Source organism: Sphingomonas sanxanigenens DSM 19645 = NX02 (assembly GCF_000512205.2).
In the GTDB taxonomy this organism is placed as follows: Bacteria; Pseudomonadota; Alphaproteobacteria; order Sphingomonadales; family Sphingomonadaceae; genus Sphingomonas_D; species Sphingomonas_D sanxanigenens.
Genome location: NZ_CP006644.1, coordinates 2,037,347 through 2,050,660 on the forward strand (window position 1 = coordinate 2,037,347; position 13,314 = coordinate 2,050,660).

Here is a 13,314-nt window from a genome sequence, read left to right on the forward strand (position 1 = left end):
CGATCGCATAGGCTCGCGCCGAAATCCGCAGCCTCGTGGAGGATGGCGATATCGGCCACGAAGACGTGACCGCGCTGTGGATCGAGCAGTGGGCGGCCGACATCTATCGCGACGCTCTCGCCGCCTGACCGATGGGGCAGGCGCTCCAACACGTGGAGGGGAGTGGGTGGGGAAGGGGTGGCCGGTCCGAGGTGGATCAGGCCTTTCCATCCAGGAGATTTCCCCATGGCTACGCTTGCCCAGCATATCGACGCGCCCCAGGCTTCCGGCGCTTACAAGGTCGACATCTCCCGCGGCCGCAACATCGGGCGGGTTTCGTCCGAATGGTTTTCGCGTCCGGACGACGAGAAGTTCCTCTCGCTCGACGAGCTTTATGGCAGTGTCCGCCACCGCGCCGATCGCGCCCGCACGCGCATCGTCGAAAGCCGTGATGTCCGCGTCGAGGCGAGCATGGACAATGCCGAGCGTCTCAGCCTGATCGTGCCCGGTGAAGCGGAGCCGATCGCACCCACCAACTGGTCGTTCGGCCAGCTCTCTAGCCTGGTCGGCGCACCGGCCGCCTATCTTCGGGGCCTGCCCGCCGCTCTTGCAGGCATCAATCTCCAGCACGGCCTGCTCAGTCATCGCGGCGAGCAGGTGAAATTGCTCAAGACCCATGAGGGCCGCTCCGAACTGCGCGCCGTCACCGGCCCCGACTATGGCCGCATCTGGGACCATGAATTGGTCGCCGCCGTCATGAAGTTCGCCGGCAATGGCGTGTCCGATACCCGCTGGAAGGTGCCGGGCGTGCTCGACTGGCGGTCGATGCACTATAACCCCTATGTGGATGTCACCCGCGAGACGACGACGCTCTATGCCTCGGATCGCGATGTTTTCCTGTTCCTGGTCGATGACACCCATCCGATCGAGGCGGGCAAACTGCCCAATGGCGAGCCCGATCTCTTCTTCCGCGGCTTCTATTGCTGGAACTCGGAAGTTGGCTCCAAATCATTGGGAATAGCGACTTTTTATCTGCGCGCCGTGTGTATGAATCGCAACCTCTGGGGCGTTGAAAATTTCGAGGAAATCTCGATCCGGCATTCCAAATTCGCCGCCAACCGCTTCGCCCATGAAGCCGCGCCCGCCCTCGAAAACTTCGCCGACTCCTCGGCGATGAGCTTCATCGAGGGCATCAAGACCGCGCGCGGACGGATCGTCGCACGCACCGACGAGGATCGCGAAAGCTTCCTGCGCAAGAGCGGTTTCTCGAAGACCGATACCGCGAAGATCATCCAATCGGTGATCGCCGAGGAAGGCCATCCGCCCGCCAGTCTGTTCGACTTCGTGCAGGGCATCACCGCCCATGCGCGCGCAAAGTCCAACCAGGACACCCGTCTCGAGATCGAAGGCAAGGCGCGCAAGCTCTTCGCCAAAGCGCATTGAGGAGGGCACCATGCCGAGTTTCACGATCGAAAGCACCTATCGGCTGCCCGTCTTCCGTCAACGGACCTATGAGGCCCCGACGATCGACGACGCTTGCCGCCTTGCCATCAAGGACAGCGACTGGACCGGGCAGAACGAGGACCATGAAAGCTGCGGTCCCACCTATGTGACCGGCATCTGGCCCGGGGTCGATACGGCCTATATGGTCACGGCCTGTTCGGTCCCCACGGGTTTTGGCGAAGGTGAAACACCGCCCGAGCCAAAAGGCGCCGCCCATCCGGTGGCGCCATCGGACGCCTCTACGGTCATGCCGCGTTGCCGTCATTGCGGAAGCGCCGACATCTCTCGGGACGCCAATGCGTGCTGGGACGATACGGCGCAGGCCTGGTCGCTGCTCGCGACCTATGACAGCCAGACCTGCCAGCGCTGCGGCGCGGACAGCAATAACCTGTCGCTCTGGGTTTCCGTGGTCGAGCCCGGCTCGACCGCGGCGTTACGCTGGGACGTGATCCAGGTGCTCGAAGACACCTCACTTGCCGGCAACGCTGCGTTCCAGCGCTTCTGCGATGAGCGTCATGGCCGGGTGCCTGCCGACGGCGTCGCGACCCACTGGCTGAAACAGCCGGCCACCTGACCGGCGCGGCGCCGGCCCGCTTCCTTCTCTCACCCACCACCCAATGGCGGCTTCGACCCAGGTCGGAGCCGCCCTTTTCGTATCGAAAGGATCCGATCATGCACGCTTCTTCTCACATCGACCTGCGCACCTTCACCGTCGACGTCGAATTCTCCAGCGGCGGCGAACCCTATGCGACCCAGACCTACAGGATCGAGGCCGCCGACTGGTACCGCGCCCAGCGCGACGCGCTCGAGATGTCGGTCTCCAGTCCGTACGACAATGCCCGCATCCCGGACCTGACCCGCCGGATCGTCGCGCAATAGGCCGGCAGCCTGTCTCCCGCCGGTCATTGCGAACGGCGGGAGCAACTGCAATCCCAGCCGGAGTTGCCGCTCATGATCACCACCAGAAGCCAGCGCTGGCGCGACCGGCGCTGCCGCTGGGTGCCTGGCGCCAGCGAAATCGATCCCCGCCGCTTTTCCGTCGACGTGATCGATACCGTCAAGCAGGCCGCCCCCTTCGTGCGCCAGCATCACTATGCGGCCTCAATACCGGTCACGCGTCTTTCGGTCGGCCTCTTCCGCAACGGCGCGGGTGGCCGGTCCGAACTGGCCGGGGTCTGCGTCTTCGCGCACCCCGTCAACAATGCGAGCGTGCCCAAATCGGCCGGGCTTGCCGACCCGCGCAGTGCCTGCGACCTGGGGCGTCTGGTGCTGCTCGACGACACCGGCGGAAATGCCGAGACCTGGATGCTCTCACGCGCCTTTAGGCTGTTGCGCCGCGAGAAGCCCGAGATCGTCTCGGTCATCTCATATGCCGATCCGATCCGCCGGACCGATGAGCGGGGCCAGGTCTTCATGCCGGGCCATGTCGGCACGCTCTATGCGGTGATGGGCAGCCGCTATACTGGCCGCTCCTCGCCGCGCACCGATCTCATCATGCCGGGCGGCCAGCCGATCTCGAGCCGCGCGATCTCGAAAATCCGCAATGACGAATGCGGCCAGCGTTATGCCGCCGATCAGCTTGTCACCGCAGGCGCGCGTGCCCGTCGCATCGGTGAGGACGGCGCAAGCTGGCTCGCGGATCTCGAACGCATCGGCTTCCTGAGGCGTCAACGCCATCCCGGCAACCACGTCTATCTGTTCCCACTGACGAGGGCCGCCCGCATCGCCGCGCGCGGCGTGCCAAGCCTTCCCTATCCCATGCTCGATCGCTCCGCGCCCGCCGTCGACGTGACGGCGCTGCCGCTGCTCGCCCGGGCCGCCTGACATGGATGCGCCCGTGCGGAGGGAAAGGGGGCGGGGAGATGGTGCCGGTTCGGAGCCGGCGCAACGGAGTTATTCGTCATGTCCGACCATGATGCCCGCGCCCTCCTTGTCGAGGCGCTCGATTTCTTCAACGATCATCCGCGCTTCAGCCTGAGGCGCGACCGGCGCCGCGACAGCTATGCGCTCGCATCGCGGATCGATGCCTTCCTCGCTCGGGACAAGCCGGTCCTGCCTGTCGTTGCCGCTGCCCGCGACCGCTGGGAAACGGCCAACGTCCTGCGCATCGACCCGAACGAGCAGGCGGTCGAGCGCGATGACGATGGCTATTGGGTGCGGGCCTGGGTGCGTATGAGCCCGGCCAGCATCGGCGACAACGGTGCCGGACTGGCGGAGCGCTACGCCCGCGCGCTTGCCGCGCTGCCCGAGATCACGCGCGAGGTACTCCTCGCCCATCAGCGGGGCGAACAGGATTTCAGAACGATCGCCGCCCGCTTCGGCATCACCACCCGCGAGGTCGAGCAGCATATCGCCGACGCGCTTCTCGCCATCGGCCAGGCGCTCGATCGGGCCTGATCCGGCCCCGGCCTCCTCCCGCACGCTCATTACGAACATGGAGACGATGATGTCCCAGATGACCCGTCACGACTTCGCGCGCCTGCTTGCGCGTGCCCGCGCCGCAATTGTCGCAACAGATACAGCCGACCGCGACCTCTGCGACGAGCTGGTCCAGGCCGAACGCCTCGTTGAAAACCATGCCGTGCCCTGGGCGGCCGAAATCCACGCCGCCTTCATCGATCATCGGGAAGGCGGTAGCCTCTATGGCGCTTTCACGCGCGAGGCGCTGATCGCCGAGGTCGCCGAATTCTGCCGCGCATGGTGGCCGGAAATCCGCGACAAGCGCGATCCGCAGGCGCTTTCCGACGAGCAGGCGGTCGAGATCTATTTCGAGGGCCACGACAATGAATATCTCTGGTCCGAGCGCATCTCCATCGACGGGCCGGCGATCGGTTCTCCAAGCGAACTTCGCGTCGGCCGCCATCTGGTGATCAGCACCAGCCATATCCGGCCCGCGACCGGCGACCTGCTCGACCAATGGGCGCCGATGATCCCGGAGACCCGTCCCCTCGGTGTTGCGGAAGCCAGCTATGGCTGGTTCGTCCTCACCGATCCGCTTTATGGCACCGAACGCGAGATGATCCCCGGCGAGCTTTGGGCCGCCATCACCTTCGCGCGGACGCAGGGTTGTCGCTGGCTCCTCCTTGATCGCGACGCCGACATTGTCGCCGATCTCGAGACGTTCGACTGGTGAGGGGATAGTCATGACCCGCCGCTCCAATCGCGCCGAGGTTCGCAACCCGATCCTCGCGCTTCCCGCCGCGCGCCTGCTCCAGGCCATGCCCGCCGACACGAGAACGCTTCTCGCGGTGCTGCTGGCCGACTTCGCTGCGGACGCGCGCCGTCGTTCGCGCAGCAGTTGGGACAGCCGCAAGGCTTTCGTCGCCGCCTATTGGGCAACCGTCGCGGTCTATGCCGGTCATATCGCCCGTATCCTGTACCGCGGTGGCCGCCGGTCTGCGACCCGCAAGCCGTTCTTGGTCACCCAGAAAGGCTATCCCGACCTCGTGGCGGCGGATTGGGTCGAGGCGTCGCGTCTCTATTGCGAGCGGCGTGATCAGCTTGGGCTGGGCGCTAGCCTCTATCCCGAGGCGCTGATCCTGGTTGGCGGAACCCCGGTGGGTCGGATCAGCTACAATGGGCGGATCTGGATGCCCGGCCCATGGGAAGCCTGCGACGAGCCGCTGTTCGACAATCGCCGTGCGGATGTGGGCTGAAAGCAGCCGCCCACCTCGATCCATCATCTTTCAGGAGACTTGCCGTGGGCGCAGCTCTTGCGCGCGGCCGCGTCGTCGCGCTTCCCGAACTACTGCCTGCCGTAGACGAGCAGGTGATGGCCGCCATCAGGGATGGAGCCTGGTTCGTCTTCAACCTCTCGGGCGGCAAGGACTCCACCGCTGCGGCCTATGCCGCCATCGCGCTGCTCGACGCGCTGGGTCATCCTCGTGATCGCCGGATCGCCATTCATGCCGATCTTGGCCGCGCGGAATGGCGCTCGACGCCGACGACCGTCGCCGCGATCGCCGAGCGGCTCGGTCTGCCCTTGCTGGTGGTCCATCGCCCCGCCGGCGATATGGTGGCGCGATGGGAACAACGCTTCCTTGCCGGCAAGCGCCGCTATGAGGCGCTGGAAACCTACAATCTGATCGGGCCCTGGTCCTCGGCATCGCTGCGCTTCTGCACCTCCGAGCTCAAGGTCCAGGTCATCGGCCCCGAACTCGCCCGGCTCTTCCGGGGCGAGATGATCGTGTCCGTCATCGGGCTGCGCCGCGCGGAAAGCCCCAGCCGGCGCGCGACCCCGATCTCCCGGATCGACGAGCGTTTCGCCAAGGTCGGCAACAGCGCGGGCACGCGCATGCTGACCTGGCACCCGGCCGTCGACTGGAGCGCCGACGAGGTGTTCGCGCTCCACCACAGTCACGCTCTGCCGCTCCACGAGGCCTATACCCATTATCGGGCGACGCGCTTGTCCTGCGCCTTCTGCGTGCTGGCCTCCGTCGCCGCGCCGGAGAATATCGACCTCTATCGCCATCTGGCGTCGATCGAGGCGGGCTCGACCTTCTCCTTTCAACCGCAGCGCTGGCTCGCCGATGTCGCGCCAAACCTCCTTCCGGCGGCGCTTGTACGCGACATTGTGCGCGCAAAGACACGGGCCGGCGAACGGCGTGCGCTTGAGGCGGCCATGCCCCTGGGGTTGCGGTTCGTCAAAGGCTGGCCGCCGCGCTTGCCGACATGGGAGGAAGCCAACGCGATCGCACGGTCCCGAACCCGGATCCTCGCCCATCATGGTCTTAGCGACCGCTTCCCCGATGCCGGCGCGGTCCTCTCGCGCTTTGCCGAACTGCTCTGCGCCAAGGCGCTCTAGCGCCGCCATTCCGTGACAGGAGGGGAGCGGGAGCTTCGAGTGTGACGGCCGGATTTCACCCGAGGATCGCCGGGGCCGTCACTGACGGCGATCACCTCCCATCATCGAAGGATAGCCCCATGGACGTCATCGTCTCCCGGTCCCGCGTCGCGGGAACCGCCTCGATCTATCTGTATCGCGCACTCGTGCCGCTCGCCGAGGTCGCAGCGTCACGCCGTCCCCGCTGCGTCATCATCCAGGCGCGGTTAGGGAGCAGGCGCGTCCCCTCCACCCGCATCGCCGATGTCGTGGCGCCCGCGGCATGGTATGATCGCGAACTGGCGACACCCTGCGGTCTCGCCGCAAGTCTCAATCTGGTCGCTCGCCGGATCGAGGCGCTCATCATTCGCACGGCCTTTCCCGAGATGACCGCTCGGCTCACCCCACCGATGGTCGCGCTCGACTTCGCCCCGAAGGACGCAAGCTACAGACTTGCCATGGCCGATATCAATGCCGCGTTCGACCGGTTCGCCGCCGGAATCGATGGCCTGATGGCCGCCGATCTTGCCCTCTACCAGGGCTGCGATCTGCGCGCCGCCTGACGCCGCGCGGGCAATATCGCCCGCAGCTTGAAGGCCGGCTTCGGGCCTCACGCCCGGCCGACCGCGACATCCATCCATTATGGAGGAAAATATGAGCGCCTATACCAAGACGTTTGCCGAAACCTATACGATGCGCAGCCGCTTCTGGCAGGCGCTCGGAGAGATCGGAAAGGCCATGGCGAACGCCTATGCCTTCGACGCCGACCTCGATAATCGCGCCGCCATCAAGGAACTCGCCTGGGACGCCATGGTCCACTCGTTGATCGAGCATCATGATTTCAAGCCGGAGGAACTATGATGGAACAGCCTCCCACCGCCCTGGGCGCGCCGATCCCAGATCTGGCGGAGCGTTCAGACCGTGCCGACAGCCGGCTGGAAACGGCAGCCTGTCTTTGGGAAGCCGTGCTCGGGCTTCGCGACCGGCCGGTCACCGATCCCGACGCGATCGGTCTTGCCCTTATGATCCGCAGCGCCTTCGAGGCGCTCGGCACCGCCGCGCTGCGCCTGACCGTGGTCGACTGGACCGACGCCGTCGATGCCGCCTGGCGTGCGGTCGAGGACGACTATCCGCTCTGCTTCGACTGGGACTTCGTGCCCGACTGGATCGTCGATCATGTCGACTGGTCCGATCCGCTGCATCCGACCGTGACCCAAAGGGGAGGGGGATGAGCTTCGTTGCGGCGGGGAATTGGTCTGCGCCGCGCAGGAGCATCATCCCATGTCCTTTCCCACCACCATCCGGCCCGCGGTCGGCCAGACGCTGATCACCAAGGTCTCCCGCTTTTATGCTCAGACGCTCGGTGACGTGCTCAGCGAACTGTTCCAGAATGCCCGCCGCGCCGGCGCCAAGGGCATCTACGTCGCCCTCTACCATCTGCCCGATGGACCGGCGCTGTCCATCTATGATGACGGGCGCGGCATCGAGGACCCGGCCAAGCTGCTGACGCTTGGCGATTCAGGCTGGCAGTCGGACATTCTCAAGCGCGAGGATCCGGCCGGCATGGGCGTCTTCAGCCTCGCCGGGCAGGATGTTGAGGTGCGCTCCTGGTCGCGCAGCGCGGGCCGGGGCTGGTCCGTCCATATTCCGCCGGATGGCTGGGAAGGCGCTGTGCCGCTCGACATCCATCCCTGCGGTATCGTGCGCGGCACCGAGTTCCTGATCAAGCTGCCGCCGGCATGGGAGCAGCAACTCGGGTCGGCGCTGCGTCTGGCGGCTCACTATCTGCCTCTCCCGGTTCATTTCGAGGGCGGTGAGCTTCCGCGCCAGGACTTCCTTGCCGGCGCCAGCCGGATCGAGGAGTGGGAGGGCTGCCGCATCGGCGTCTTCCATGACAACATAAGCGACGTCTCGCACAGCCACCGGATCAACTTCCACGGCGTGACGGTACCGTGCCAGCCTCCCGGTCTCAGCGAACTCGGCAATCCGCACAACTGGCGGGTGCGGGTCGATATCGTGGACGCGCCTGCGCTCCAGCTCGTGCTCCCCGCCCGCAAGGAAATGGTCGAGAATGAGACGCTCTCCCGCCTGAGGGAAGCGGCCGAGACCGCTCTCTACCGGTCGGTCGCCGAGGAGCCGTCTCACCGCCTTCCCTACACGGCCTGGGCGCGCGCCCGCGATCTCGGTGTGGATCTTCCCGAAGCCGAGGTCTGGCTCAATGCCTGGCAGCCCAGCGTTGCCGACACGGACAACCGATACATGGGCAGTCCCGTTCGATCCGGTCCAATGATCCTGATGACCGAGCATGAACCGGACGTCGAGCAGGCGCTCGCTCACGCGCTCAAGAAGGGATCGCCACTCGATGGCCGGCTCGTTCACGAGGCGCGCGATCTCGAAGGCTATCGCTGGTACGAGGCGCTCCCGCGTCTCCTGTCCTGCAGCTTCACCATGAAGCGCGACGGCGTGTCCCACCGCTATGCCGACGACGCCGGATTGCCGGACGATTTCGCGTCCGGGGCGGTCGAGGCGTTGACCGCCGAGATCGTCCTGCGTCCCGGCGGCGAAAACCCGGCTGAGCCCGCCACCCTTTGCATCCCGGCGGACATGCTGGTCTGCAACAATGCGTCCTGGACCCTCGATGAGGCGACCATCCTCGTAGATGGCGAGGCGGATGTGCAGCCCGGCGCGCTGGCTGACCTCATCTATGCGAGCCTGTTCTGCTACTCCGATGACCATGAGAGCGACAGTTGGGACACCCAGTCGCTCGCCTTCGAGCGGGAGGCGCTCAATCTCGCCAATGAACTGCTGCTCGGCGAAGATGAAGCGCTCCTGGCGCAGTTGCGCGCCGCGGTGTTCGAGCATGTCCAGTGGCTCATCCCCGAAGGGCGCAGCCTGACCGTCAGTGCGGACCGCAAGGCGCTTTCGATCGACCTCGCCCAGGCCGCCTGAGGCTTCCGCTGCGCCAATCCCCTCACACCCCTTCAGGGAGAATATCCATGCGCCGTTCCGCGCTCATCGTCTGTTCGACCGCCCATCTGCCGGTAGTCGAACGCCGCCACATCGACACGCTGATCGCCGCCGCTCCGCGCGGCGATGATGGCCGGGTCGATGTTGGGCATCCCGATCTCGTGATCGAGCCTTATGCCTATGGCTTCTTCGTCCACACCTCCATCGTGGGATGCGGCGGCGAGCAGCCGGACGACATCAGTCCGGAATTCTGGGCGATTCTCACGCTGGCTTTCGACAGCGATGTTTCCTGGGTGCTGTTCGATCGCGACGAACCCGTGTCGCCCGACCTGCCCGTCTTCCCCGATCCCGAACATCCCGAGGAGTATCAGTCATGATCGTCGCTTTTCCATCGGCCCGTTCATCCGCGCTTACGACGCTCGCAACCTATGACCGCGCCTATGCGGTCGCGATACAGAAGCGGCGTGAAACCGGACGCCCGCAGTTCGTTCTGCGCACCGGCGACCCGCTCCAACCTTTCCGCGTCTCGGCCACCGGGCCGAAGCGCGAGCAAGCTCTGATGACCCTCATTGCCTGATGCGTGCGAGCCGGCCCGTCGCCGGCTCCACCTCGGCCCCATTTCAAGGACCAGGGAGATGACCCACAACAGTACGACCCCGCTCATCGCCGGGACGGAAGCGCTGCCCTATATCGAGATGACCGAGGACGAATTCCTCGCCCGTTTCCATCCCATGCCGAACCATCTCTCGGACACGGCCGGATTCGACTTCGGGGAAGGGGGCTGCCTTTTCGAGGCATCGGGGCCCGAGCTCGCATTCGTGCGCGCGCAGCCGCCCGCAAAGGTCTGGACCGTCATCGAGGGCGACGACGGTCTGGAGATCACCGACGGCATGCATGTCGTCAATCGTCTCGGCTATCTCGTGACGGTTCGGTGCTGCCCGCCGAACGTCGCCGTCAGCGTCCCGCTCGACGGCTGAATGCCGGTCTTCCGGCGGTCGCTTCCTGAACCGCCGGGTCAATGGGCCCTCTCCCCAGGAGAACAGCTATGTCCGGATTAGTGCGTCCGCCATTCATGGCGGCGAATGATGACGCCTGCCACGATGACCTGTTCGGCGTCCCGGTGGTCGCCGCCTGGGGCATGGGCGTCGACAGCACCGCGATGATCATCGAATGGGTGGCCCGGGGCCTGCCTTTGTCCGTCGTTCTGACGGCGGACACGGGCGTCGAGCGCGAGGAGACCTATGCCTATCTGCCGATCTTCCAGCGCTGGATGGACCGGCATCATATCGAACATCATGTCGTGCGCTATATCCCGAAGCGCTTCAAACACTGGCCGCCTTACTTCTCGCTGCTGGAAAATTGCCTGACCAACGCGACCCTGCCGTCGATAAGTTACGGAGGCCACTCTTGCAGCGCGAAATGGAAAATTCAGCCGCAGGATCAATGGGTTGCTGGGTGGTCTCCAGCGCAGCAAATATGGGCCCGTGGCGGCAAGGTCGTCAAGCTTATCGGCTATGACAGCTCGCCCGCCGACAGCCGCCGCTATGCCCATCGCGAAGGCCATGTCAGCGACCTTTACGACTATCGCTATCCCTTGCGCGAATGGCAGTGGGACCGGGACGCCTGTGCCGCCCGCATCCGGGCCGAGGGCCTACCCGTGCCCCATAAATCCGCGTGTTGGCTCTGCCTCGCGCAAAAGACGAGCGAATTGATGACGCTGCCGCCCTGGTGCCTGCGGCTGATCGTGCTGGTCGAAGCGCGGGCGGCTCCGCGTCTCCAGACCGTCGAAGGACTGTGGCGCAAATCCACCCGCGAGCGCCCCGGATCGATGACCCGCTTCATTCGGGAGCGCAGCCTGTTGCCGTCCGCCGAGATCGACGCGATCATTGCCGGTGCGCCGATCGATCTTATCGATTTCCAGCGCGTCGCGGCCGAAATCCCGCTCGCCGAGCGTCCGACGATGCGCGACTGGATCGATCGCTTCAATGCTGGCGTCGAGCGTCTCGCGGCCTGATCGTCGCGGTCGCGGCGGCCCGTTCGGCTGTCGGATCCGAGTGCGGACGATGCCCGTGGAGCGGGCGTCGTCTTGCGCGCCACTATCATAAAGTGATAGTCCTCTTTTCCAGAGGAGTTCGGCCATGCCTTCCAGTTTTACCCTCGGCTCCCATTTCGAGAGCTTCATCAAGCAGCAAGTCCATAGCGGTCGCTATGCGTCGGCAAGCGAAGTCGTGCGCGACAGCCTGCGGCTGCTCGAGGAGCAGGACGCGCTGCGCCAGGCGCGGCTTGAGGCCCTGCGCGCCGAGATCGACCTTGGCGCCAATAGCGGCCCTGGCATTCCGGCCGATCAGGCCTTCGCAAAGGCGCGCAAACGCATCGCCGACATAGCCGCCGGCGTTGCCGAAGGCTGATGCGTCTGGAGTTTTCTCCCGCAGCGGACGCAGACCTCGCCGGGATCGCCAGTTTCATTGCCCGAGACAATGTTCCGCGGGCTCTCACATTCGTCGATGAACTGCAGGCATCGTGCGAACGGCTTCTCGAATATCCTCAGTCCGGCACCCCGCGGTCCGAGATTCGGGAAGGGCTGAGATCCAAACCGCATGGAAGCTACGTCATCTTCTATGACGTCGGACCGCAGGTCGTTCGCATCCAGCGCATATTGCATGGGGCACGCGATATCGGCGCCATCCTTTCGGTCAGTTGAGCGCGTGAAGCGCTGTCCTGCCCCAGTGGGGCGGACGCCGGTCACTGACGCGTGACGGGATATTGCGCCAATCTGTCCGAGACTTGGCTTGACGTCCACGCGCATGCACCGGCCTAATCATGTCCATGCGCCTTATCGACCAGCTCGCAGCCGAGCGGATCTACTATCACCGACCGCTGCCGACACTGCCCGATATCCTGCTGATCGACGTACCGCCCGGCTTCTCGGGCGAGGGTCTCGCGCTTGGCCGCTATTATCCGGTGATCCTCGAGACCCTGGCCGAGATCCACGAGTTCGAAGCCTTTCTCTGTGAACGGCGGACCGAACTGATCTCCCCATCACTGCTCGATCGCCGGCCGTCCGTCCTGCGCACCGATGACATCGTTTTTGCGCGCTACCTGCCACCAGCGCCGGGCTGGCCATGGCTGCACCTGTGCTGCTGGCCGCGTCACTACACCATGATGGCGCCCGATCCGGGCGAGACCTTCGCGCGCGGCGCCTATACGATCGATGCCTTCGCCAATGCCGGCGACATCAATGCCGCCGAACGGCGCTTTCTGGCTACTCTCGGGCCCAGTGAGGCGCGCCATGTCCGGTCGATCCCGTCCGTTGCGGGCCACGCCTGATCCTCGAGCACGACCCTCAATGGGTTCCGCAGCATTTCTTGTACTTCTTGCCTGACCCGCAGGGGCAGGGGTCGTTGCGCCCGACCTTGGTGCGCCGGACCGCGACAGGCCGATGGGGATCATTCTCCACCCGCCACTGGTGCAGCATTTCCACCCAGATCGGGATCAGGTCCGGCGCTTCTGCATCCCAGCGATCCTCCTCCTTATCATCCAGAGCGAGATCGCCCTCGGCAAAATCCCGCAATGTGCAAATGCCCTTGAGCGCCGCGTGGCAACCGGCATCGTCGTCGGCGTCGATCCGTGCCCAGCCGTCCGGGGAAAGCGCCATCGCCTGCGCGAAGCCGTCGATCCACATCTCCCACATGGTTTCGTCGGTGCGCGTGTCGGTCTCCAGAACCGGCGCATAGGCGCCGGGATGAGCCAGCGCATCGATGATCGCATGGTAATGGATCATTACCAGATTGAGGAAGGCCTGCAGGTCCTCCTCGTTCTCGAATTCGGGCTCACCATCCCCTTCATCGCCGGCCCAGATCAGCGGTATCCACCGACCAGGCGTGATGAGATCCGGGCTGACCACGATTCCGGTGAGAAACCCGTCTAGCTGAGACACCAGCATCGCTTCGGGCTGATCGAGCAATTGCCGGTCGAGGGCGTCGAGATAGGCGGGTTCGGACTCCATGGGCCTTAACTAGCGGCGATGCACGCGGCGGTCACCG

General features: G+C 65.2%; 20 protein-coding genes. 19 read left to right on the plus strand and 1 reads right to left on the minus strand.

The annotated features are described in order from the left end of the window. Positions 1-225 precede the first annotated feature (225 nt). From NX02_RS09355 to NX02_RS09445, 19 genes are all read left to right on the plus strand, one after another. On the plus strand, positions 226-1,422 hold the full coding sequence (locus tag NX02_RS09355; RefSeq protein WP_025291933.1) for a hypothetical protein: 1,197 nt from the start codon (positions 226-228) through the stop codon (positions 1,420-1,422). 10 nt (positions 1,423-1,432) lie between these two features. Then, complete coding sequence (locus tag NX02_RS33275) at positions 1,433-2,056, plus strand: hypothetical protein (RefSeq protein WP_025291934.1); 624 nt, start codon at positions 1,433-1,435, stop codon at positions 2,054-2,056. 98 nt (positions 2,057-2,154) lie between these two features. After that, positions 2,155-2,361: a hypothetical protein gene (locus tag NX02_RS09365; protein WP_025291935.1), complete on the plus strand. Its 207-nt coding sequence runs from the start codon at positions 2,155-2,157 to the stop codon at positions 2,359-2,361. A 72-nt stretch (positions 2,362-2,433) separates the two neighbouring features. Then, positions 2,434-3,306 carry a Mom family adenine methylcarbamoylation protein gene (locus NX02_RS09370; protein WP_025291936.1) on the plus strand — a complete coding sequence of 291 codons (873 nt, stop codon included), beginning with the start codon at positions 2,434-2,436 and terminating at the stop codon, positions 3,304-3,306. Positions 3,307-3,384: 78 nt separating this feature from the next. Continuing rightward, positions 3,385-3,879, plus strand: a complete 495-nt coding sequence (locus tag NX02_RS09375) for a sigma factor-like helix-turn-helix DNA-binding protein (protein ID WP_025291937.1) — start codon at positions 3,385-3,387, stop codon at positions 3,877-3,879. A 58-nt stretch (positions 3,880-3,937) separates the two neighbouring features. Beyond that, positions 3,938-4,615, plus strand: coding sequence for a DUF5983 family protein (locus NX02_RS09380; RefSeq protein WP_245648812.1), 678 nt, complete (start codon positions 3,938-3,940; stop codon positions 4,613-4,615). Positions 4,616-4,625: 10 nt separating this feature from the next. Further along, positions 4,626-5,138, plus strand: coding sequence for a hypothetical protein (locus NX02_RS09385; RefSeq protein ID WP_245648813.1), 513 nt, complete (start codon positions 4,626-4,628; stop codon positions 5,136-5,138). A 44-nt stretch (positions 5,139-5,182) separates the two neighbouring features. After that, positions 5,183-6,286, plus strand: coding sequence for a phosphoadenosine phosphosulfate reductase domain-containing protein (locus NX02_RS09390; protein ID WP_025291939.1), 1,104 nt, complete (start codon positions 5,183-5,185; stop codon positions 6,284-6,286). A gap of 119 nt (positions 6,287-6,405) precedes the next feature. Further along, on the plus strand, positions 6,406-6,867 hold the full coding sequence (locus tag NX02_RS09395) for a hypothetical protein (protein ID WP_025291940.1): 462 nt from the start codon (positions 6,406-6,408) through the stop codon (positions 6,865-6,867). A 91-nt stretch (positions 6,868-6,958) separates the two neighbouring features. Continuing rightward, positions 6,959-7,165 carry a hypothetical protein gene (locus tag NX02_RS09400; protein ID WP_245648814.1) on the plus strand — a complete coding sequence of 69 codons (207 nt, stop codon included), beginning with the start codon at positions 6,959-6,961 and terminating at the stop codon, positions 7,163-7,165. Next, positions 7,165-7,536 (plus strand): hypothetical protein, encoded by a 372-nt coding sequence (locus NX02_RS09405; RefSeq protein WP_245648815.1) that lies wholly within the window; start codon positions 7,165-7,167, stop codon positions 7,534-7,536. The genes NX02_RS09400 and NX02_RS09405 overlap by 1 nt, the downstream gene beginning before the upstream one ends. Positions 7,537-7,585: 49 nt before the next feature. Next, the gene (locus NX02_RS09410) at positions 7,586-9,253 is read left to right on the plus strand and encodes an ATP-binding protein (RefSeq protein WP_025291943.1); all 1,668 of its coding nucleotides are present in this window, start codon (positions 7,586-7,588) and stop codon (positions 9,251-9,253) included. Positions 9,254-9,300: 47 nt separating this feature from the next. Then, entirely contained in the window at positions 9,301-9,648 is a 348-nt protein-coding gene (locus NX02_RS09415; RefSeq protein ID WP_025291944.1) for a DUF5983 family protein, read from the plus strand. Next, positions 9,645-9,848 carry a hypothetical protein gene (locus NX02_RS09420; protein ID WP_025291945.1) on the plus strand — a complete coding sequence of 68 codons (204 nt, stop codon included), beginning with the start codon at positions 9,645-9,647 and terminating at the stop codon, positions 9,846-9,848. Before NX02_RS09415 ends, NX02_RS09420 begins: the two co-directional genes overlap by 4 nt. A gap of 58 nt (positions 9,849-9,906) precedes the next feature. Next, a complete protein-coding gene (locus NX02_RS09425; protein ID WP_025291946.1) occupies positions 9,907-10,248 on the plus strand; it encodes a hypothetical protein in 342 nt (113 codons plus the stop codon). Positions 10,249-10,391: 143 nt separating this feature from the next. Beyond that, complete coding sequence (locus NX02_RS09430) at positions 10,392-11,285, plus strand: hypothetical protein (protein ID WP_245648816.1); 894 nt, start codon at positions 10,392-10,394, stop codon at positions 11,283-11,285. A gap of 124 nt (positions 11,286-11,409) precedes the next feature. Beyond that, positions 11,410-11,679: a type II toxin-antitoxin system ParD family antitoxin gene (locus NX02_RS09435; RefSeq protein WP_025291948.1), complete on the plus strand. Its 270-nt coding sequence runs from the start codon at positions 11,410-11,412 to the stop codon at positions 11,677-11,679. Then, complete coding sequence (locus NX02_RS09440; protein ID WP_025291949.1) at positions 11,679-11,972, plus strand: type II toxin-antitoxin system RelE/ParE family toxin; 294 nt, start codon at positions 11,679-11,681, stop codon at positions 11,970-11,972. The genes NX02_RS09435 and NX02_RS09440 overlap by 1 nt, the downstream gene beginning before the upstream one ends. A gap of 119 nt (positions 11,973-12,091) precedes the next feature. Continuing rightward, complete coding sequence (locus tag NX02_RS09445; RefSeq protein ID WP_245648817.1) at positions 12,092-12,598, plus strand: hypothetical protein; 507 nt, start codon at positions 12,092-12,094, stop codon at positions 12,596-12,598. 16 nt (positions 12,599-12,614) lie between these two features. On the opposite strand, the gene NX02_RS09450 is transcribed toward NX02_RS09445, so the two are convergent. Next, positions 12,615-13,277 (minus strand): UPF0149 family protein, encoded by a 663-nt coding sequence (locus NX02_RS09450; RefSeq protein WP_025291951.1) that lies wholly within the window; start codon positions 13,275-13,277, stop codon positions 12,615-12,617. Positions 13,278-13,314: the final 37 nt, after the last annotated feature.

Bases quoted from the DNA above. Each gene is read 5' to 3' on its own strand.
- NX02_RS09355 (WP_025291933.1), top strand. From the start codon at position 226: ATGGCTACGCTTGCCCAGCATATCGACGCGCCCCAGGCTTCCGGCGCT.
- NX02_RS33275 (WP_025291934.1), top strand. From the start codon at position 1,433: ATGCCGAGTTTCACGATCGAAAGCACCTATCGGCTGCCCGTCTTCCGT.
- NX02_RS09365 (WP_025291935.1), top strand. From the start codon at position 2,155: ATGCACGCTTCTTCTCACATCGACCTGCGCACCTTCACCGTCGACGTC.
- NX02_RS09370 (WP_025291936.1), top strand. From the start codon at position 2,434: ATGATCACCACCAGAAGCCAGCGCTGGCGCGACCGGCGCTGCCGCTGG.
- NX02_RS09375 (WP_025291937.1), top strand. From the start codon at position 3,385: ATGTCCGACCATGATGCCCGCGCCCTCCTTGTCGAGGCGCTCGATTTC.
- NX02_RS09380 (WP_245648812.1), top strand. From the start codon at position 3,938: ATGACCCGTCACGACTTCGCGCGCCTGCTTGCGCGTGCCCGCGCCGCA.
- NX02_RS09385 (WP_245648813.1), top strand. From the start codon at position 4,626: ATGACCCGCCGCTCCAATCGCGCCGAGGTTCGCAACCCGATCCTCGCG.
- NX02_RS09395 (WP_025291940.1), top strand. From the start codon at position 6,406: ATGGACGTCATCGTCTCCCGGTCCCGCGTCGCGGGAACCGCCTCGATC.
- NX02_RS09400 (WP_245648814.1), top strand. From the start codon at position 6,959: ATGAGCGCCTATACCAAGACGTTTGCCGAAACCTATACGATGCGCAGC.
- NX02_RS09405 (WP_245648815.1), top strand. From the start codon at position 7,165: ATGGAACAGCCTCCCACCGCCCTGGGCGCGCCGATCCCAGATCTGGCG.
- NX02_RS09410 (WP_025291943.1), top strand. From the start codon at position 7,586: ATGTCCTTTCCCACCACCATCCGGCCCGCGGTCGGCCAGACGCTGATC.
- NX02_RS09415 (WP_025291944.1), top strand. From the start codon at position 9,301: ATGCGCCGTTCCGCGCTCATCGTCTGTTCGACCGCCCATCTGCCGGTA.
- NX02_RS09420 (WP_025291945.1), top strand. From the start codon at position 9,645: ATGATCGTCGCTTTTCCATCGGCCCGTTCATCCGCGCTTACGACGCTC.
- NX02_RS09425 (WP_025291946.1), top strand. From the start codon at position 9,907: ATGACCCACAACAGTACGACCCCGCTCATCGCCGGGACGGAAGCGCTG.
- NX02_RS09435 (WP_025291948.1), top strand. From the start codon at position 11,410: ATGCCTTCCAGTTTTACCCTCGGCTCCCATTTCGAGAGCTTCATCAAG.
- NX02_RS09440 (WP_025291949.1), top strand. From the start codon at position 11,679: ATGCGTCTGGAGTTTTCTCCCGCAGCGGACGCAGACCTCGCCGGGATC.
- NX02_RS09445 (WP_245648817.1), top strand. From the start codon at position 12,092: ATGTCCATGCGCCTTATCGACCAGCTCGCAGCCGAGCGGATCTACTAT.
- NX02_RS09450 (WP_025291951.1), bottom strand. From the start codon at position 13,277: ATGGAGTCCGAACCCGCCTATCTCGACGCCCTCGACCGGCAATTGCTC.